This is a genomic window from Variovorax sp. 350MFTsu5.1, from assembly GCF_048302515.1.
Taxonomy (GTDB): Bacteria; Pseudomonadota; Gammaproteobacteria; order Burkholderiales; family Burkholderiaceae_C; genus Variovorax; species Variovorax guangxiensis.
The window spans coordinates 5003502-5020144 of the sequence record NZ_CP157620.1 but is presented as its reverse complement, the minus strand read 5'-3'; the positions used below and the strand labels follow the sequence as shown (position 1 = coordinate 5020144).

The window sequence follows — 16643 nt, the reverse complement described above, 5'->3', positions numbered from 1 at the left end:
CGCTGGCGGCGATCAGTGGGCTTCGGCCTGCTTTGCCGCGGCGATCACGGCGCTCTCATCGTGCTTCGCGCCGTTGAGGAACAGGTTCAGCAGCACCGCCGCGATCGACGCCAGCAAAATGCCCGACTCGATCAGCGAGTGGATGGCGTGCGGCATCCATTGTTTGAAGTTGGGCGCGATCAGCGGAATCATGCCGATGCCCAGCGAGACCGCGACGATCATCGCGTTGTGGCGGTTGTTCCTGAAGTCCACGCCCGAGAGGATGCGGATGCCGGTGGCGGCCACCATGCCGAACATCACGAGGCCCGCGCCGCCCAGCACCACCGTGGGCAGCGACTCCACCAGCGCCGCCATCTTCGGGAGCAGGCCGAGCACGATCAGGATGATGCCGCCGGCCACGCACACATAACGGCTCTTGATGCCGGTGACGGCAACCAGGCCCACGTTCTGCGAGAAGCTGGTGTAGGGGAAGGTGTTGAAGACGCCGCCGATCAGCGTGCCCAGGCCGTCGGTGCGCAGGCCGCGCGCCAGATCCTTCTGACTGATCTTGCGCTCGGTCATTTCGCCGAGTGCGAGGAACATGCCTGTCGATTCGATCATCACGACGATCATGATCAGCGTCATGGTGAGGATCAGGATCGGGTCGAACTGCGGCATGCCGAAGTGGAAGGGCAGCACGATGTCGACCCACGCGGCCTTGCCCACCTTCTCGTAGGTCATGAGGCCGGTGAGCGAGGCCACGACGGCGCCGATCACGATGCCCAGCAGCACCGAGATGTTGGCGACGAAACCCTTGGCGTACTTCACGATCAGCAGGATCGACACCAGCACCAGCGCGGCCACGCCGAAGCCCGAGAGGTCCGCGTACTTGGGATTAGGCACCGTCGGCAGGATCGCGAAGCCCTTGGGCACGGCGGGAATGGAGCTGCCGGGCGAGGTCACCTCGGCGAGCCACTTCGCATAGACCGGGTCGACCAGCGCGGGCGCGGTCGGGCCCACGGGGTTGCCGAAGATCCAGTTGATGCCCACGCGCATCAGGCTGATGCCGATGACCGCGATGATGGTGCCGGTGACCACCGGCGGGAAGAAGCGCAGCATGCGGCTGACCAGCGGCGCGATGAGTATCGACACCACGCCCGCGCCGATGATGGCGCCGAACAGCAGCTGCGCGCCGTTCTGGCCGGGGTTGGCGTTGGCGATGGCCACCATGGGCGCGACGGAGGCGAAGGTCACGCCCATCATCACCGGCAGCTTGATGCCGAAGAACTGCGTGGCGCCCAGCGCCTGGATCAGCGTGGCGATGCCGCAGCAGAACAGGTCGGCGGAGATCAGCAGTGCAACTTCGTCGGGGCTGAGCTTGAGCGCGCGGCCGACGATCAGCGGCACCGCGACGGCGCCCGCATACATCACCAGCACGTGCTGAAGGCCGAGGGCGGCGAGCTTGCCGGTGGGCAGCCGCTGATCCACGGGATGGACTGTTGAGGGGGTGCTGTCGGCCGTCATCGTGTTTCTCCTGCTGCGGCGAGAGAGGGATTGATCGAGGAGAGGCGGGCGACACGGCTCGGCATGCGCACACCTGTTTGTGTACGCCAAACTGTATACAACTTATGCAACAATCCGGATTCAGGAAAACCCGTATCCGGTCCGGGGCCTTGCCCCGGTCGTTTCTTGCTATGCGACGGGGTAGGGGCCGTCGTCGAAAGCCTCGGCGTGATAGCCCTTGCTGCCCACTTCGCGCGCGAGCTGGCTGCGGAAATCGCGGCCTTCGCGCAGGCAGCGCAGCACATGAGCGAAGTCATGGCGCGGCTGCCATCCGAGGTCGCGCCGCGCGAGTTCGTTCACGTAGACGCGATCGAGCTGCCTTGGCAGTGTCCATCCCTGCTTCGCGTAGAGTGCCTCCGCCTCGGGGAAGAGCCGGCGCAGTACGGCGGCCGCGTTCTCCCGCAGCATCTGCAAGTCGTCGCGCGCGAAGGGCGTGGTGGCCGAGACGATGTAGCGGCCGAAGCCGATGCGCGGTGCGTGCCGGGCCGCAAGAAGATGCGCCTGCACCACGTCCTCGATATCGGCGCGGCGATGCAGCAGCTCGTTGGCCTGCGCGTTGTCCAGCGAGTGCAGGCTGCGCGCCGCGGCATCGTCGTCTTCCTCGGGGAAGAAGCGCGAAGTCTTGAGCACCACCACTGGCAGCTGTTGCTTGCGATGAAACAGCTCGCACAGGCTCTCGGCCGATGTCTTGGTCACGCCGTAGATGTTCTTCGGAACAGGCGTCACGTCCTCGGTGATCCACGCAGCCGGCATGCCCTCTGCAGGCGTGAGCGCGGAGCCGAAGGTGCTGGTCGTGCTCGTGAACACGAACGACTCGACACCCGCGGCGACAGCCTCCTCGAGCAGCACCAGCGTGCCCGTGATGTTGGTGTCGACGAACTCCTGCAAGCTGTGCGTTGCCACATGCGGCTTGTGCAGCGTGGCCGCGTGGATGACGGTGCGCACGCCCTTCATGCAGCCGCGCACGAAGGCGCGGTCGACGATGGAGCCGGTGCGGTCGGTGAACCCGGAGGAAGCGATGTCGATGCCGCGCGCGGCCTGCGAGCTTGCGCGCAGCGTGCGCATCAGGGCCTCGCCGAGGTGGCCGGCGCTGCCGGTGATGAGGATGGTCATGGCCGCAAGACTAGCCGCGGCCGCATGGACCGTCCACGCATAAGTTATGCGCGATTCAGGCGCGTGGCCTTGCTTCCCGCACCGTGAGCCCGGAGGCTGCCTGCTTGGCGTCGTGCTTCGCGATGGCCGCTTCGCTCGCCACGTCCTCGGCGTGCCGGAACATGCCCGGCGGAATGCGCACCGCGCCTATCGCCAGCGTGGCGAAGGGCGTGAAGCGGACCACGCCATGCCGGTCCTCGCCCTCGATGCCGCCGGACTGCCGGTCGGCTTCGTCGTAGAGGCCGGGTGCCTGCCGGTTGAACTCGGCGATCAGCCCGGCGCAGCGCCGGTACCAGTCGGGGCTCTGGAACAGCATCAGGAAGTCGTCGCCGCCGATGTGGCCGACGAAGTCGCGATGCGCGTCGGCATGCTGCGTCGCCAGCCGCGCGAGCAGCAGGATCATCTCGTCGCCGCGCCAGTAGCCGTAGTGGTCGTTGAACACCTTGAAGCTGTTCAGGTCCGCATAGCAGGCCGCGAAGTCGGCGCCGCTGTCGAGCAGCCGCGCGATGTGGATGTTGATGGGGATGTTGCCCGGCAGCGAGGTCAGTGGGTTGGCGTGCCGCGCCGCCTCGATGCGCGCCTCGGTGACCGCGCGCACCAGCTGGTCGCCCGTGCCCAGCCCCGCATAGCGCTTCTGCTCCGTCACGATGAAGCCTTCGCTCAGGTAGCGCTGGTCTTCCGACATCAGGATGCCGAGCAGGCTCTCGACGTTCTCCTCGCGTTCCACGACCAGCGGCGTGCTGCTGCCATAGGCTAGGCAGGGGCGGCGGCCGTGCACCTCGCGGAAGTACAGCCGCGCGTAGTCGTTCATGAACGACTGGCGGTTGATCAGCGCCACGGGCGTTCCATCGTCGACCACGGCCAGTGCATGCAGCGCCGGATGCTTCTGGAAGGCCGCCGCGACCTCGTCGACCGGCGTCTGCGGGCTCAGCGCGGGCGCCTGGATCACCGAGAGGCCGCGCAGCACGCTGGGTTGCGAGGCTTGCGCCGCATGCGGCATCACCGCGATGCGGGAATCGCCGATGGTGGCAGCCACGGCCCCGGGCAGCGCCGGCAGCAGCTCCGGCGCAGGCGGGCCCAACAGGTAGCCCTGGCCGAGCGCGATGCCCAGGTCGCGCAGTACGCGCAGGTCCTTGGCGTTCTCCACGCCCTCGGCGATGAGTTCGCTTCCCATCGCATTGCCCAGGCCGGCGATGGCGCGCACCAGCGCCACGTTTTGCGGGCAGTTGGCGATGTCCTGGGTAAGCAGCTTGTCGATCTTGACGAAGTCGGGCTGTAGTTCTTTCCAGCGCCGCAGGTTGGAATGGCCCTCGCCGAAGTCGTCGAGCGCGATGCGCGCGCCCAGCGCATGCAGCGCCTTGACTGCCTGGCGCAGCGCCTCGGCATCGCCCGCGGCGCATTGCTCGGTGAGCTCCACCGTCACGTCGCGCACCGCGATGTTGTAGTTCGCCAGCATGCGCTCTAGCCAGCATGTGCCGCCCGCGGCGTTCATGGCCTCGATCAGCGTATCGGCGCTCATGTTCACGAAGAGCCGGCCCGGCTTGCTCAGGCGGCCCCATTGCGCGAGCACCGCTTCCACGCAGTGAAGCTCGAAGCCGGTCAGCCTCGACTCCGCCGCGGCCAGCGCGAGCATTGCCTCGGGGCTGGGTAGCGCGATGCCGGCACCGCCGCGTATCAGGGCCTCGTGGCCGAAGATCGTTCCCTGGCGCAGATCCACGATCGGCTGGAAGAACGCAGTGATCGCAGGATGCGGCTTGGCGCTGGACAGGGATGGCCGGAGCATGCTGAGGAGATTGTTCGTCGGCGGCCCTCGAGCAGAAGAACAGCGAGTAGCCCTTTTGGGCTACAGCATGCCGCATTTATATGACAGGAGCACGGGCCGCCCTGCCGGCGACGTGGTCAGGCGATGGTGGTGACGATGCGCCCCGCGCGTCCGTCGGAAAGCGCGATGCGCTCCCACAGCACGCGCCCCGGCAGGATCGGAACGATCCGGTCGGTGTTCGCCCCGGTAGCGACTTCGAGCGACGACAGCTCGCCCGCGTGCCAGCCCAGCTCTTCGAGCGTGGCTTCGGCTTCCAGTATCTCTTTGGAGGCAAAGCCGATCAGCGAACGGCCCATGAACTCGCTGGCGTCGGCGCGCCATTCGGCCTGCCGCGAAGGCGATGCGGCCAGCAGCCGGTGCGTGCGGTCGCAGACCAGGTGCACCTTGCGCGTGGACGATTCGACCAGCCGCTTCAGCGCCGCGTCCTGCGCCGAGTCGCAGGCCGCCGCGAGCAGCCTGTGCGCCATGGCTTGTTGTGCCGGCGAGAGCGCGAGCTGCCCACGCTCCCAGCGCGACACCGTCGCCTGGTTCACGCCCATCAACTGCGCGAAGTGCGTCTGCTTGATGCCGCGCAGCAGCCGCATCTGTCGCAGCGCGAGGCCGAGGTTCTTCCGCATGCCGGGTCAGGCCAGCAGGGCCTTGACCAGGTCGAGCTGCCGGTCGGGCTTTTCGGTGCCGAGCTCGAGGCTGGCCTCGATGCGCTCCAGGTGCTCGGTCATGCTCTTCACGGCGGCTTCCACGTCGCCCTTGCGGCACAGCCGCAGGAATTCGGCGTGCTCGTCCGACGAGCAATGCGGGTCGTTCGACGAGTGGTACAGCATCGCGATCAGCGAGCTGCGCGCCACCAGTTCGCGCACCAGCTCGGCCAGCGTGCGGTTGCCGGTGGCTTCGGCCAGCGCCACGTGGAAATCGCCCAGCAGTTTCTCGCGCACGGTGCCCATGGTGGTTGTCTGGCGCAGGGCGGTGCGCTCGAACTTGATGTGCTGCTCCAGCGCCTGGTAGTCACGCGCCTTGGCGCATGCGATGAAGAGGCGCACCACCTCGCTCTCGAGGATGCGCCGCACGGCGAAGACCTCGCGAGCCTCCTCCACCGAGGGCTGGCTCACGAAGGCGCCCTTGTCGGGAATCATCTCGATGAGCTTGTCCTTCGACAGCATCAGCAGGGCGGCGCGCACCTTGGTGCGGCTCACCGAATACACGCGGCCCAGCGCTTCCTCGCGCAGCCAGGTGCCGGGCGGCAGCCGCTTCTCGACGATCGCGGTGGCGATGTCGTTGGCGATGCTCTCGATGGAGCTGTTCTTGTCGGTCACGGCTGAGCCGTTCTCGTCCGGAACGGCGGCAGCGGGGGGAACGGAAGGTTTGGAACTGGCGCGGGGCATGCGCGGATTGTGGCCTAGCGCGAGAGTGTGAAGCTTTCGAGCGCACCGATGATGGGCTTCGGCAGGGGCTTTGCGAGCTCTCCGCGCTTGCTGGTGCGCAGCTTCAGTGCGACCAGCGACTCGATGAGCTTGGTGCCGGCGGCCACGCCGTCGATCACCGGCACGCCCAGCACGCCCTCGATGTGCTCGCACAGGTCGGTCATGCCGGCGCAGCCGAGCACGATGCAGTCGGTGCCGTCTTCTTCCAGCGCGCGGCGGCACTCGTCGACGATGCGCTCGCGGGCCCGCGAGCCGGGCTCCTCCAGTTCGAGCACCGGCAGCTCGCAGGCGCGCACGTTGGCGCAGAAGCGCTCCATGCCGTAGATCTCGGCCAGGTGCCAGGCCTGCCCGATGGTGCGGCCCAGCGTGGTCACCACGCTGAAGCGGCTGCCGATCATGCTGGCCAGGTGCATCGCCGCCTCGGCGATGCCCACCACGGGGCCGCGCGCCAGCTCGCGCGCGGCCTTCAGGCCGGGGTCGCCGAAGCAGGCGATCACGTAGCCGTCGATGCCGTCGCGTTCGCCCGCCGCGATTTCCTGCAACAGGCCCGGAACGGCCAGAGCCTCGTCGTAGTGGCTTTCGATGGACACCGGCCCCATGGCCGGGCTCACTGCGACGATCTCGGTGCCGGCCTGCGCCACGGCCCGGGCGCAGGCACCGATCTTCTCGGTCATGCTCCAGGTGGTGTTCGGATTGATGATCTTGATGCGCACGGCGCGGTCCCTTTCTTTCTGTCTATCTGACTAACCGATGATTCAAGTCTTGTCGCTGCGGTTCAGCACGGCATAGATGATGAAGCCCAGGCCCATGCCGATGAACCACGCATAGTTGGCGGCGCCGCGCAGCGTCGGCACCATCACGCAAAGAATGGGCACGATGGCCGCCGGCACCAGCGCCTGGATCGCCTTCGGGTTGTAGCCGCCGCTGTACCAGTACTCGCCCTTGGGGCTCATGCTGTAGAGCGCGTCCACGTCGATGCGCTGCCTGCGCACGATGTAGTAGTCGGCAATGAGGATGCCGAACAGCGGGCCGATGAAGGAACCCAGCACGTCGAGCGTGTAGTGGATGACTTCGGGGCTGTTGTAGAGGTTCCAGGGCGTGAGGAACACCGAGCCCACCGCGGCGATCATGCCGCCCGTGCGCCAGCTGATGTGCTGCGGCGCCACGTTGGAGAAGTCGAAGGCCGGCGAGACGAAGTTCGCGACGATGTTGATACCGATGGTGGCGATCATGAAGGTCAGCGCGCCCAGCACCACGGCGGTGGTGCTGTCGATCTTGCCCACGGTGTGCACGGGGTCGGTGATGAGCTCGCCGAACACCGGCAGCGTGGCCGCGGTGGTGATGACCGTCAGCAGCGAGAAGAACACGAAGTTCACCGGCAGGCCCCAGAAGTTGCCCTTCTTCACCGCCTCGAAGCTCTTGCCGTAGCGCGAGAAGTCGCCGAAGTTGAGCATCGGGCCGCTGAAGTAGCTCACCACGAGTGCAATGGCCGAGAGCATCACGGGCAGCGCGTCCCAGCCCTGGAACTTGATGCCGCCCAGGTTCAGGTCGATCTTGCTCCAGCCGGCCTTCCACACCAGCCAGCCGCACAGGATGGCCATGACCACGTACACGGCGGGACCGGCCCAGTCGATGAACTTGCGGATCGCGTCCATGCCGTGCCAGAACACGAAGGCCTGCAGGACCCACATGACCATGAAGGCGACCCAGCCCAGGGCGGACAGGCCCGCGAAGCCGTACCTGGTGACCTCGGCGTAAGGCGCCAGGCCCGGCGCCATGTGCAATGCGAGCACCATGAAGGCCGCCGAGGCGAGATAGGTCTGCACGCCGTACCAGGCCACCGCGATCAGTCCGCGGATGATGGCCGGGATGTTCGCGCCCAGCACGCCGAAGGGCGCGCGGCACACCACGGGGTAAGGCACGCCCGTCACCTGGCTGGGCTTGGCCACGAGGTTGCAGAAGATCTGCACGATCACGATGCCCACCAGCAGGGACACCAGCACCTGCCAGCTCGACAGGCCCAGCGCGAACAGGCTGCCCGCGGTGATGTAGCCGCCCACGCTGTGCACGTCGGACATCCAGAAGGCAAAGATGTTGTACTGGCCCCAGGTCTGCTTCTTCAGCGGAGCGAGGTCTTCGTTGGTCAGGCGCGGGTGGTAGCCGGGCTTGATGATGGCGTTGGATTCCGCGTGCGGCGCAATGCCGGCTTCGCTCGCCCCCGCGGGGGCCTGGCTGACGACTGTGCTCATGGTCTTCTTCCTCGTGCGAGTGGGTGGATCAGGACCTGTTTTGACGCAAATTTCGCGCCGGTTTTTCGGATGCGTTATTTGTATACAAAAAATGGGCGCAATCAAGCTCATTGGAGAACTCATATATCGGTGTAATCCCTGAGGTCTTGCGTTGGCGTCGGGTGCGGACCGGGCCGGATGCCTCGGAACGGGGCGCGGCCGCGTAGTGGTGCACCCGTGAGGTGCACCGCTACGCGGCCGGTATCGCCCGATGCGGCGGCGTGAGGCGTGCGACGACCTTACTGGCCGTGCTCTTTCTTGTGCGGGGGAGCGCCGCGTTCGTGGGGAGCCGGGGGATGCTCGGGGTGCCCATGTGGCGGCGCGGGCGGGCGCGGCCTCGGTACAGGAGCCGGCGCGGGTCTTGGCGGACGCTGGATCTTCTGCTCGGCTCCCTCGCGCGCGGCGATTGCCGGACGCCCTTCATGCGCCATTCGAGGATCTTCCCCGGGCGCCATGCGGGCCTGCGGCTCCACGGCGGCCGGCTTCGGTTGCCGGGACATCTCCGCGTGAGCCTGCGCCGGTGTCGGCGAGGCCATCGCTGCCTCGGGCCTCCTGGCGGGCGCTTCGGACACGAGCGGCTCGGGGCGTGCCCGAGGTGCGGAGGGCGGCTGCGAAGGCGGGCGAACCGCGGCAGCCTGCTGTGCGGCAGGAGTGCCGGGAGCCGTAGGACGCATAGCCTCTGCCGGCCGTGCCGCGGGTGGCGGCTGGCGGTCGGCCGGCAGGGCGGCGATCGGCTTCGGGCTCGCCGGAACGGGCGCCATCGAATGCACGACGGGCGGGAGCGCGGCGGCAAGGTGGGCGCTTGCCGGTATCGCAGCTTCGAACGGCCGCCCACTCGCAGTCGCGCTGGCTGGCGCCACCACTTTCACCGTCTGGTTGTTGTTGGTGATGTTCGTGACGTTGGTGATGTTGTTGACGGTCGTGTTGTTCGTCACGTTGTTGATCGTGGTGTTTTGCACGCGCATGCCGACGTTGGTGACGGGCGGCGCACTGACGACCACCGCCGGCGGCGTACCGATCGGCGCGGGCACGATCAGGCCGGGCCGCGAACCGGGAGGCGCGGGAACGAACACGCCAGGCGGCCCGATCGGAGCGATCCCCGCCACCACGCCTGCCGCCGCGATCGACACCGCGAGGCTCAGGCCCAACGGCGGCGGCACGAATGCAACGCCCGGCGGCGACCAATGGCCGGCGACGAAGACCACCACGTTGTCGCGATGCTCGTAATAGGGTTGCACCCATGCATAGCCCGGCTGTGGAGGCGCAGACCAGCGGCCCGCGGCCCACACCCAGCTGCCGTGCCATGTCCAGTAGCCGCCGGTCCACACGGCGCCCACGAATGGCGAGGGCGGCGGCACTTCCACGAGCATCGGCGGCGGAGCCCATGCCACCGCGATGGCAGGAGGCTGATATAGCGGCGGATCGACGTACACGCTCACGACCGGTGGCGCGGCGACGGCGACGTGTGCGGGCTGAACGACGGTGCGGACTGCCGTGGCCGGTGGTTGAACGACACAGCCTGCGATCAGGCTCACCATCAGAATTCCGGCGAGTTGAAAGGCGGGCAGAGAAGATGCTTTTCTCATTCGATATTCCCGGTGATGTGCACGTGGCACAGGGAACGACCCAACGGGCTCTCGAGAACCGCCGATGACAGTGCCGGAATGAATTTCATGCGGTAACGATATTTCCACTGTCAAGTCGATCCGTGTCAGGCTGCGCTCAGCCTGGATCCCCTCGACGAGGAAGAAATCGAACGCTCCACAAGCAGGAAGATGAAAAGACCAGTCATCTTCCTAAGTAATGAATTAGATCAATGATTTGCAGCAAACATATAACGGCACGGTAGTTCCATCTTGGCGCCTTGGAAGGAGAAACTGTGCGGCTGCTGGATTCCCAACTTTCGCTCGAGAACGAATCGGGTGGTTCATTCCCCGGGGCTTCGAAAGGTCGAGTTAAGGGGCTCGCCAAAGATATCGATGCCACCCGGATATTGCTCGTCGATCATCGCTCCAGCTTTTGCGATTCGATGAATGAAGCGTTGCAACAGCGGGGGCTGCTGATCGATACGGCACGCGGCACCAATGCGATGGAGACTCCCGCGCTCGCACGGGACTATTCACTGGTTCTGCTGAACTCCATGCAGCTCGGCGCCGCAGGACTCAGCGCCGTGCGATCGATCCGGCGAAAGACGAATGCGCCGCTGCTTGTTCTTACCGAGCGCGACAGCGTCGCCTTGCGCCTGGCAGGGCTGGAACTTGGCGCGAGCGACTATCTGGTCAAGCCTTTCACGATGCCCCAGCTGCTGGCGCGCATCAGGGCATTGGCGCGCAACAGCGTTGCACGTCCTCAGCCGATACTTTGGCTGGATGATCTGGAAATCAATGAGCGAGATGCGACGTGCTCCCGCGACGGCAAGGACCTCGGGCTGACCAGGATGGAGTTCGTGCTGTTGCTTGCGCTGCTTCGCAATCAGGGGCGCGTGATGTCGCGCGAAACGCTCGCCCGCGAAGTCTGGGGCACGGAGTTCGATCCCGCCACCAACGCGATCAACGTGGCCATACTGCGCCTGCGCAACAAGGTCGATGCGCCCTTCGACGTGAAGCTGCTGCACACGGTGCGAGGCAAGGGCTACGTGCTCGAGCTCAGATCCGGCTCCTGAGCCGACGATCGGCAGGCAGCAGCCCTGCCGTCCGTCCTACGGCAGCTCGCGCGCACTCACAGGGTCTGCCGTCGGCGGCAGCGCGCCGCGCAACGGGCTCGGCGCGAGCTTGCGATCGTCCGTGGCGGCGCGCGGTGGAGGGATGAGTTCGGTGCCTTCCATGCGGGTGCTGCCGTTTCGTCCCTGCGCAGGTACCGGCGGTGTTGCCGGCAGCAGCGGCGCCGCATCCACGGCGCGCAGCATGAGGTTGCCGGTGTCCGGCTGCGTGCGCTGCTGCATGCTGCGGATCTCGTCGTAGCGGCCATAGGAGAAGGACTCGATGGCGTCCGCATCGCGCATCACGGCGGGACGCAGGAACATCATCAGGTTGCTCTTGGTGCGCGTCCGGTTCTCGTTCTTGAACAGGTTTCCCACCACCGGCACGTCTGCGGCCAGCGGTACCTTCTCGATGGTGTTGTTGTAGGTGTCGGAAAGCAGGCCCCCGAGCATGACCAGGCCCCCGTCTTCCACCAGCACGTTCGACTCGATGGAGCGCTTGTTGGTGGTCGGCCCGTTCTGGTTGTTGACCGTGTTCTGGTCGACCGTCGAGGCCTCCTGGAAGATGGTGAGCTTCACCGTGCCGTTCTCGTTGATGGTCGGGCGCACGCGCAGCGTGAGGCCCACGTCCTTGCGTTCCACGGTGGTGAACGGATTGACGCCGGCCGAGCCGGCCGCGCTCGCATACTGTCCCGTGACGAAGGGCACGTTCTGGCCGATGACGATACGGGCCTCCTCGTTGTCCAGCGTCAGCAGGTTGGGCGTGGAGAGGATGTTGGCATCGCCGTCGCTGCTGAAGAAGTTGGCGATGGCGCCCAGCACGTACTGGCCGCCGATCCTGCCGCCCACGCCGATGTTCAGCCCCGGCGCGATCTGGCCCGCCACGCCGGCGGCATTGCGTGTGGCCAGTGCCTGGGTGAGCGCGAGGATGTTGTTCCTGTTGAGGCTGGAGTTGGTGCCGATGACCGCGTTGCGGCCCAGCGCGCTCTGCCATTGCACGCCGAAGCTCGCGGCCTTGCTGGCGTTCACCTCGACGATCAGCGCTTCGATCATCACCTGCGCGCGCCGGCCGTCGAGCCTGTCGATCACCGCGCGCATCTGCCTGTATTGCGGCTCGGGCGCGGTGATGATCAGCGAGTTGGTCGACGGATCGGCCTGGATCTGGCCGCCGGTGGACGGCTGGTTCGCGTTGTTCAGGGGCGCGTCGGCGGCGCTCGAAGCGCTGCCCTGGCCGCCGCCGTTCAGGCCCACCGGCGAGGCTTGCTGTCCTTGCTGGGGAACGCCGCTGCCTGCAGCCTGGGACGCGTTCTGCTGGCCCACCGCCATCGCGGCACGCAGCGTAGCGGCGAGCCGCACCGCATCCGCATTCTTCAGGTAGACCACGGAGATGTTGCCGGCGGCGCCGTTGCCGGTGTCCGCCGGCGCGCGGTCGAGTTTGTCGATCAGCGCGCGCACGAGCTGCATGCGCGCCGGGTTGGCCGCCCGCACGAGCACCGAGTTGCTGCGCGGATCGGCCATCAGGGTGGTGCGGAACGATGTGTCCGCTGCGTTCACGACGGGCACCGCATCCGGTGACCCTGGCATGCTCGACATGCCGGAAATGGCCGGCCCGCCCGATGCACCCGAGCTGCCGCCGTCGATCAGCCGCTGCAGCATCGGCACGATGTCGGCGGCGAGTGCGTACCGCAGCTGGATGATCTCGACGTCGGATGCGTTTGGAACATCCAGCGACGCAATGACGCGCGCGAGCCGGCGCATGTTGTCCGCGTAGTCCGTGATCACGAGCGAGTTGGTGCCCGGGTTCACGTTGATGCTGTTGTTCGGCGCGATCAGCGGACGCAGTACCGGCAGCAGGTTGCTCGGCGACTCGTAGTTGAGCCTGAATATCTGCGTGACGACCTGGTTGCCGGCGTTCGGCGGGATGGCGCCGATCGAGGTGTTGACGCTACCGCTTTGCAGCTTGGCGCTGGCCTCGGGCACCACCTTGTAGAGCCCCTCGGCTTCCACCAGGGCGAAGCCTTGCAGCCGCAGCGCAAGGGCGAACTGGTCGAAGGCCGCGGCCGGAGGGATCGCGCGTTCGGTGGCGAGGTTCATCGTGCCCTTCACCCTCGGGTCGATCACCACGTCGCGGCCGGTGACCACCGCCATGGTGCGGGCCACCGCCTCGATGTCTGCGTTGAAGAAGTTCAGGGTGATGGGTTCGCCGCCGGCGGGCGCCGCCTTGGCGCCTGCGGGCGTGCGAGCCTGCGTCGGGGAGGCGGCAGCGCCGGCGGACAGCAGTGTGACCTTGAGCGAACTGCCCTGTATCTCGGTCTTGTATGAAGCGGGCTGCCACAGGTTCAGCACGACCCGGCTGCGCTCTCCTGCCTGCACGACATTGATCGAACGCAGGTTGGCCTGGTTCACTTCGACGGCCGCGCGGCCGACTTCGCTGGCAACCCCGGGAAAGTCGAGTGCGATGCGCGGTGGGTTCTGTATGGCGAATCCGCCGGGCAGCTCATCGAGCGGCTGCGCCAGGTCGATCTGGACGACCGCGGTTCCATGCTGCACGTAGCCCGATACCGCCTTGACGGTGTTCTGCGCATGGGCCGCGCCCAGTGCGCCGCAAATCAGCAAGCCGAGGCATGCGGCGCGAACGCCGCGCGCGCCGTTGGGTGACGCCCTCATGCGTCAGTGCCCGCGCAACCTGGGGTCGCAGAGGTACTTCGCAGCTGCAAGGCTCGTCCGCCCTGGTATGACGCGGGCGGGTTCTTCGTGCATGTTCGAATCGCGGGGCTAAACGGCATCAGGGCCGACAACGATGGTTTGAGTTTCCGCACCGATCCACATCGTTGCTGCTTGGGGCTATGCCGGAAGACGGATGCGCTGTCCGGTACTTCCGGGCACGGATGCTCGCCGATCTGCCTTCCTTCCACTAGCCGTCGAAATGAGATTGAGAACCTCATTTTTGCAAGCAATCGGCCAGCGCCCGGGCCGGGATCGCCGGCAATGTAATGGCCCATGAGGCGAGGGGACGCTGGCGCCAGGCGCGCGGGGACCCGTAAGATGCGCTCGCCCGCAGCGGCCGCCGGCCGCGCGTGCTGCAACCGCGTCGTTCCATGCTCGAACTTCTTACCGACCCTCAGGTCTGGATCGCCTTCGCCACCCTGACCGCCCTGGAGCTGGTCCTGGGGATCGACAACATCATCTTCATCTCGATCCTGGTCGACAAGCTGCCCCTGGCCCAGCGGGAGTTCGCGCGGCGCATCGGCCTTTTCATGGCCATGTTCATGCGCATCGGGCTGCTGCTGGTGCTCGCCTGGATCGTCGGCCTGGTGGCGCCGCTCTTCACTGTGTTCAACCAGGAGATCTCGGGGCGCGACCTGATCCTCATCCTGGGCGGGCTGTTCCTGATCTGGAAGAGCACGAGCGAGGTCCACCAGTCGCTCGAAGGCGAGCATGAGCACAAGCAGAGTGCCGTCAAGGCGACCTTCGCCTCGGTGATCCTGCAGATCATGATCATCGACCTGGTGTTCTCGCTCGACTCCATCATCACCGCCGTCGGCATGGTGGACGACGTGCGCGTGATGATCGCCGCGGTCATTGCCTCGGTGCTGCTGATGATGCTGTTCGCCGGCCCGATCGGCCGCTTCGTCTCGGCCCATCCGACCATCAAGATGCTGGCGCTGTCCTTCCTGGTGGTCGTGGGCGTGGTGCTCGTGGCCGAGGGCTTCGACCATCACGTGCCCAAGGGCTATGTGTACTTCGCGATGGCGTTCTCGCTGATCGTGGAAATGCTCAACATCCGCATGCGCACCAAGGCCGCCCGGCGCGTCGAACTGAACCCGCCGCGCATGCCCGGCGATTGAGCCGGGGGCTGCGCGGCGTTCGGCCGCCCGGCTATTGCGCGGCGACCTTCACGAACACCGGGTTCGAATAGAACCAGAGGTCGCTGTAGTTGCGCACGTTGATCGCGTTGAAGCGGGCCACGTTGTCGGTGCCCGTGGTCTGCGCGTCGAAGAGCGGCTCGCCGCCGGCCGTTTCGTTGGGCACGTCGGTACCCAGGTTGGTGCCGCGCAGGCGGAAGTACTGGTTGTTGCCGGCCTTCACCGTGTAGCTCACGGCGAAGTAGCCGTCGGCATCGAGCTTCCAGTCGGCGCGCGTGAAGCGCTTGAGCACGCGCGTCGACGGGTTGGTGTCGCGCGAGTAGCCCGGTGTGCCCGGCAGTTCGGGGCCGGTCACGTCGCCCGCGATCAGGTCGATGTGGTCGACCACCGGCTTCACGTTGGCGAAGCGGCCGCTGCCGAGCTGGTACTCGAAGTTGTTGCGCTCGGGGCTCTTGAAGCGGATGGTGATCGTGAGGTCTTCACCGGCCTTTGCCGCCACTTCGGAGCCCATCTCGCCGGCCGTCTTGGCACTCTGGACCTTGAAGTCGAGCGCATCGATCAGGCCGCCGTTCACCGCGAAGAGCTTGCCCGAGCGCATGGCCGTGAGCAGCGACTTCGGATCCTTGATGTCGCCGAACAGATGGTTCTTCGCGTACTCGCCAGGCGCGTAGCCGCTGCTGTACTGGCCCTGCGAGATGGTGAAGTGGTAGTCGGAGTCGGCCACGTTCCAGATGCGGCGGCCTTCGGAGAGCAGCGCGTCCCAGGTGCCGCCGAGCTTGGCGACGAGGTAGTCGACGCCGCCATAGGTGCGCGAAGGCAGGTTGGCGTCGATGTAGGCGCTGTTGTAGCCGCCGCGGTCGGGCTCCATCTGGTTGCCGACCATGCCTTCGAGCGAGAACACGATGTTCGGCGCGAGGTCGTTCATCTCGCGCAGCTGCGCGATCGTGTACTTGCCGGGGTTGCGCGACGGGTGGTTGATCTGCAGGTAGCTGGTGTCGGGGTAGTTCTTCTTGAGCCAGGCGATCGCCGCCATGGTCTCGGCGTGCGTGTTGTAGCCGGTGCCGGCCTTGGGGCCCCAGGCGGCCACGTCGGCGGCCGGGAAGAGCGCCGGATCGCGGTTGGTGAAGAGGTACTCGAACTGGCTCACGGCCTTGAGCGCGGCGTCCGACATCGGGTTGTCGGTCAGGATGCCCACGTTGCCGTGGTCGTGCGAGGGCATGTCCCATTCGAAGGCCGCGAAGATGGTCTTGTCGGCGTACTTGCCGCCGGCCTGCAGCGCCTTGATGCGCGGCACCTGGTACTTGGCCATGCCTTCGGAGAACGGAATCTGCGCGGCCAGCTTGTTGCCGTTGTTGTCGTAGGAAGACAGGCGCAGGTGATCGGAGATTGCCGCCCAGTCGAGCCCGAACTGGTCGAAGGCCTTGGCCAGCACCTGGTCGAGCGTGGAGATCTGCTGGGTGTCGTCCGACTGCATCGTGTGGATGTGCAGGTCGCCGACAGTCCATCGGCCCGCCGGGCCGGGAGCCGGCGGCTGTGCCTGGGCGGGCGCGGGTGCCGGCGCAACGGCGGTCGGAGTGCCGGGGGCGGTGGGGAGGAAGGCCGGGCCGCTGGAGCCGCCTCCGCCACCGCAGCCGGCGAGCATCAGGGTGCCGACGGCGAGCGTGGAGAACAGGGTGCGGCGGAACGGCAGGGCGGGCAGGGCGGTCGGGAGGGAGGTCGGAAGATTGAACATGGCAGGCTGGAAAAGGAGACGCGCACCTGAAGTGCGCGTCTGCGAGAAAAGCCGCGAGTCTCGGAGGTCGCGATGACGTCCCGATGAAAGTTGAACGAAAGTTCGTTGTCGCCACGCACCACTGG

General features: G+C 66.6%; 12 protein-coding genes. 2 read left to right on the top strand and 10 right to left on the bottom strand.

The genetic code is table 11. The annotated features are described in order from the left end of the window. Positions 1-12 precede the first annotated feature (12 nt). The 8 genes from ABL843_RS22775 to ABL843_RS22740 all read right to left on the bottom strand — a co-directional run bounded on the left by ABL843_RS22775 (position 13) and on the right by ABL843_RS22740 (position 9760). A complete protein-coding gene (locus tag ABL843_RS22775) occupies positions 13-1503 on the bottom strand; it encodes a nucleobase:cation symporter-2 family protein (RefSeq protein WP_126024282.1) in 1491 nt (496 codons plus the stop codon). A gap of 168 nt (positions 1504-1671) precedes the next feature. Beyond that, positions 1672-2655 (bottom strand): NAD-dependent epimerase/dehydratase family protein, encoded by a 984-nt coding sequence (locus ABL843_RS22770; RefSeq protein ID WP_418117420.1) that lies wholly within the window; start codon positions 2653-2655, stop codon positions 1672-1674. Positions 2656-2710: 55 nt separating this feature from the next. Next, on the bottom strand, positions 2711-4477 hold the full coding sequence (locus ABL843_RS22765; protein ID WP_418117419.1) for an EAL domain-containing protein: 1767 nt from the start codon (positions 4475-4477) through the stop codon (positions 2711-2713). Between the two features lie 116 nt (positions 4478-4593). Then, a complete protein-coding gene (locus ABL843_RS22760) occupies positions 4594-5133 on the bottom strand; it encodes a helix-turn-helix transcriptional regulator (RefSeq protein ID WP_418117418.1) in 540 nt (179 codons plus the stop codon). Between the two features lie 6 nt (positions 5134-5139). Continuing rightward, the gene (locus tag ABL843_RS22755) at positions 5140-5895 is read right to left on the bottom strand and encodes a GntR family transcriptional regulator (protein ID WP_418117417.1); all 756 of its coding nucleotides are present in this window, start codon (positions 5893-5895) and stop codon (positions 5140-5142) included. A 14-nt stretch (positions 5896-5909) separates the two neighbouring features. Beyond that, positions 5910-6647, bottom strand: a complete 738-nt coding sequence (locus tag ABL843_RS22750; protein ID WP_418117416.1) for an aspartate/glutamate racemase family protein — start codon at positions 6645-6647, stop codon at positions 5910-5912. Between the two features lie 42 nt (positions 6648-6689). Then, a complete protein-coding gene (locus ABL843_RS22745) occupies positions 6690-8183 on the bottom strand; it encodes an NCS1 family nucleobase:cation symporter-1 (RefSeq protein WP_126024288.1) in 1494 nt (497 codons plus the stop codon). Positions 8184-8461: 278 nt separating this feature from the next. Further along, positions 8462-9760 carry a hypothetical protein gene (locus tag ABL843_RS22740; RefSeq protein ID WP_418117415.1) on the bottom strand — a complete coding sequence of 433 codons (1299 nt, stop codon included), beginning with the start codon at positions 9758-9760 and terminating at the stop codon, positions 8462-8464. A gap of 341 nt (positions 9761-10101) precedes the next feature. On the opposite strand from ABL843_RS22740, the gene ABL843_RS22735 reads away from it, so the two are divergent. After that, positions 10102-10884 carry a winged helix-turn-helix domain-containing protein gene (locus ABL843_RS22735; protein ID WP_418117414.1) on the top strand — a complete coding sequence of 261 codons (783 nt, stop codon included), beginning with the start codon at positions 10102-10104 and terminating at the stop codon, positions 10882-10884. A gap of 36 nt (positions 10885-10920) precedes the next feature. Here ABL843_RS22735 and gspD read toward each other — a convergent pair whose 3' ends face one another. Continuing rightward, complete coding sequence (gene gspD / locus ABL843_RS22730) at positions 10921-13587, bottom strand: type II secretion system secretin GspD (RefSeq protein ID WP_418117413.1); 2667 nt, start codon at positions 13585-13587, stop codon at positions 10921-10923. Between the two features lie 431 nt (positions 13588-14018). Between gspD and ABL843_RS22725 the strand changes: the two genes are divergently transcribed. Further along, a complete protein-coding gene (locus ABL843_RS22725; protein WP_126024292.1) occupies positions 14019-14768 on the top strand; it encodes a TerC family protein in 750 nt (249 codons plus the stop codon). Positions 14769-14799: 31 nt separating this feature from the next. Here ABL843_RS22725 and ABL843_RS22720 read toward each other — a convergent pair whose 3' ends face one another. Continuing rightward, positions 14800-16518, bottom strand: coding sequence for an S-layer protein (locus tag ABL843_RS22720; RefSeq protein ID WP_418117412.1), 1719 nt, complete (start codon positions 16516-16518; stop codon positions 14800-14802). Between the last annotated feature and the right edge of the window lie 125 nt (positions 16519-16643).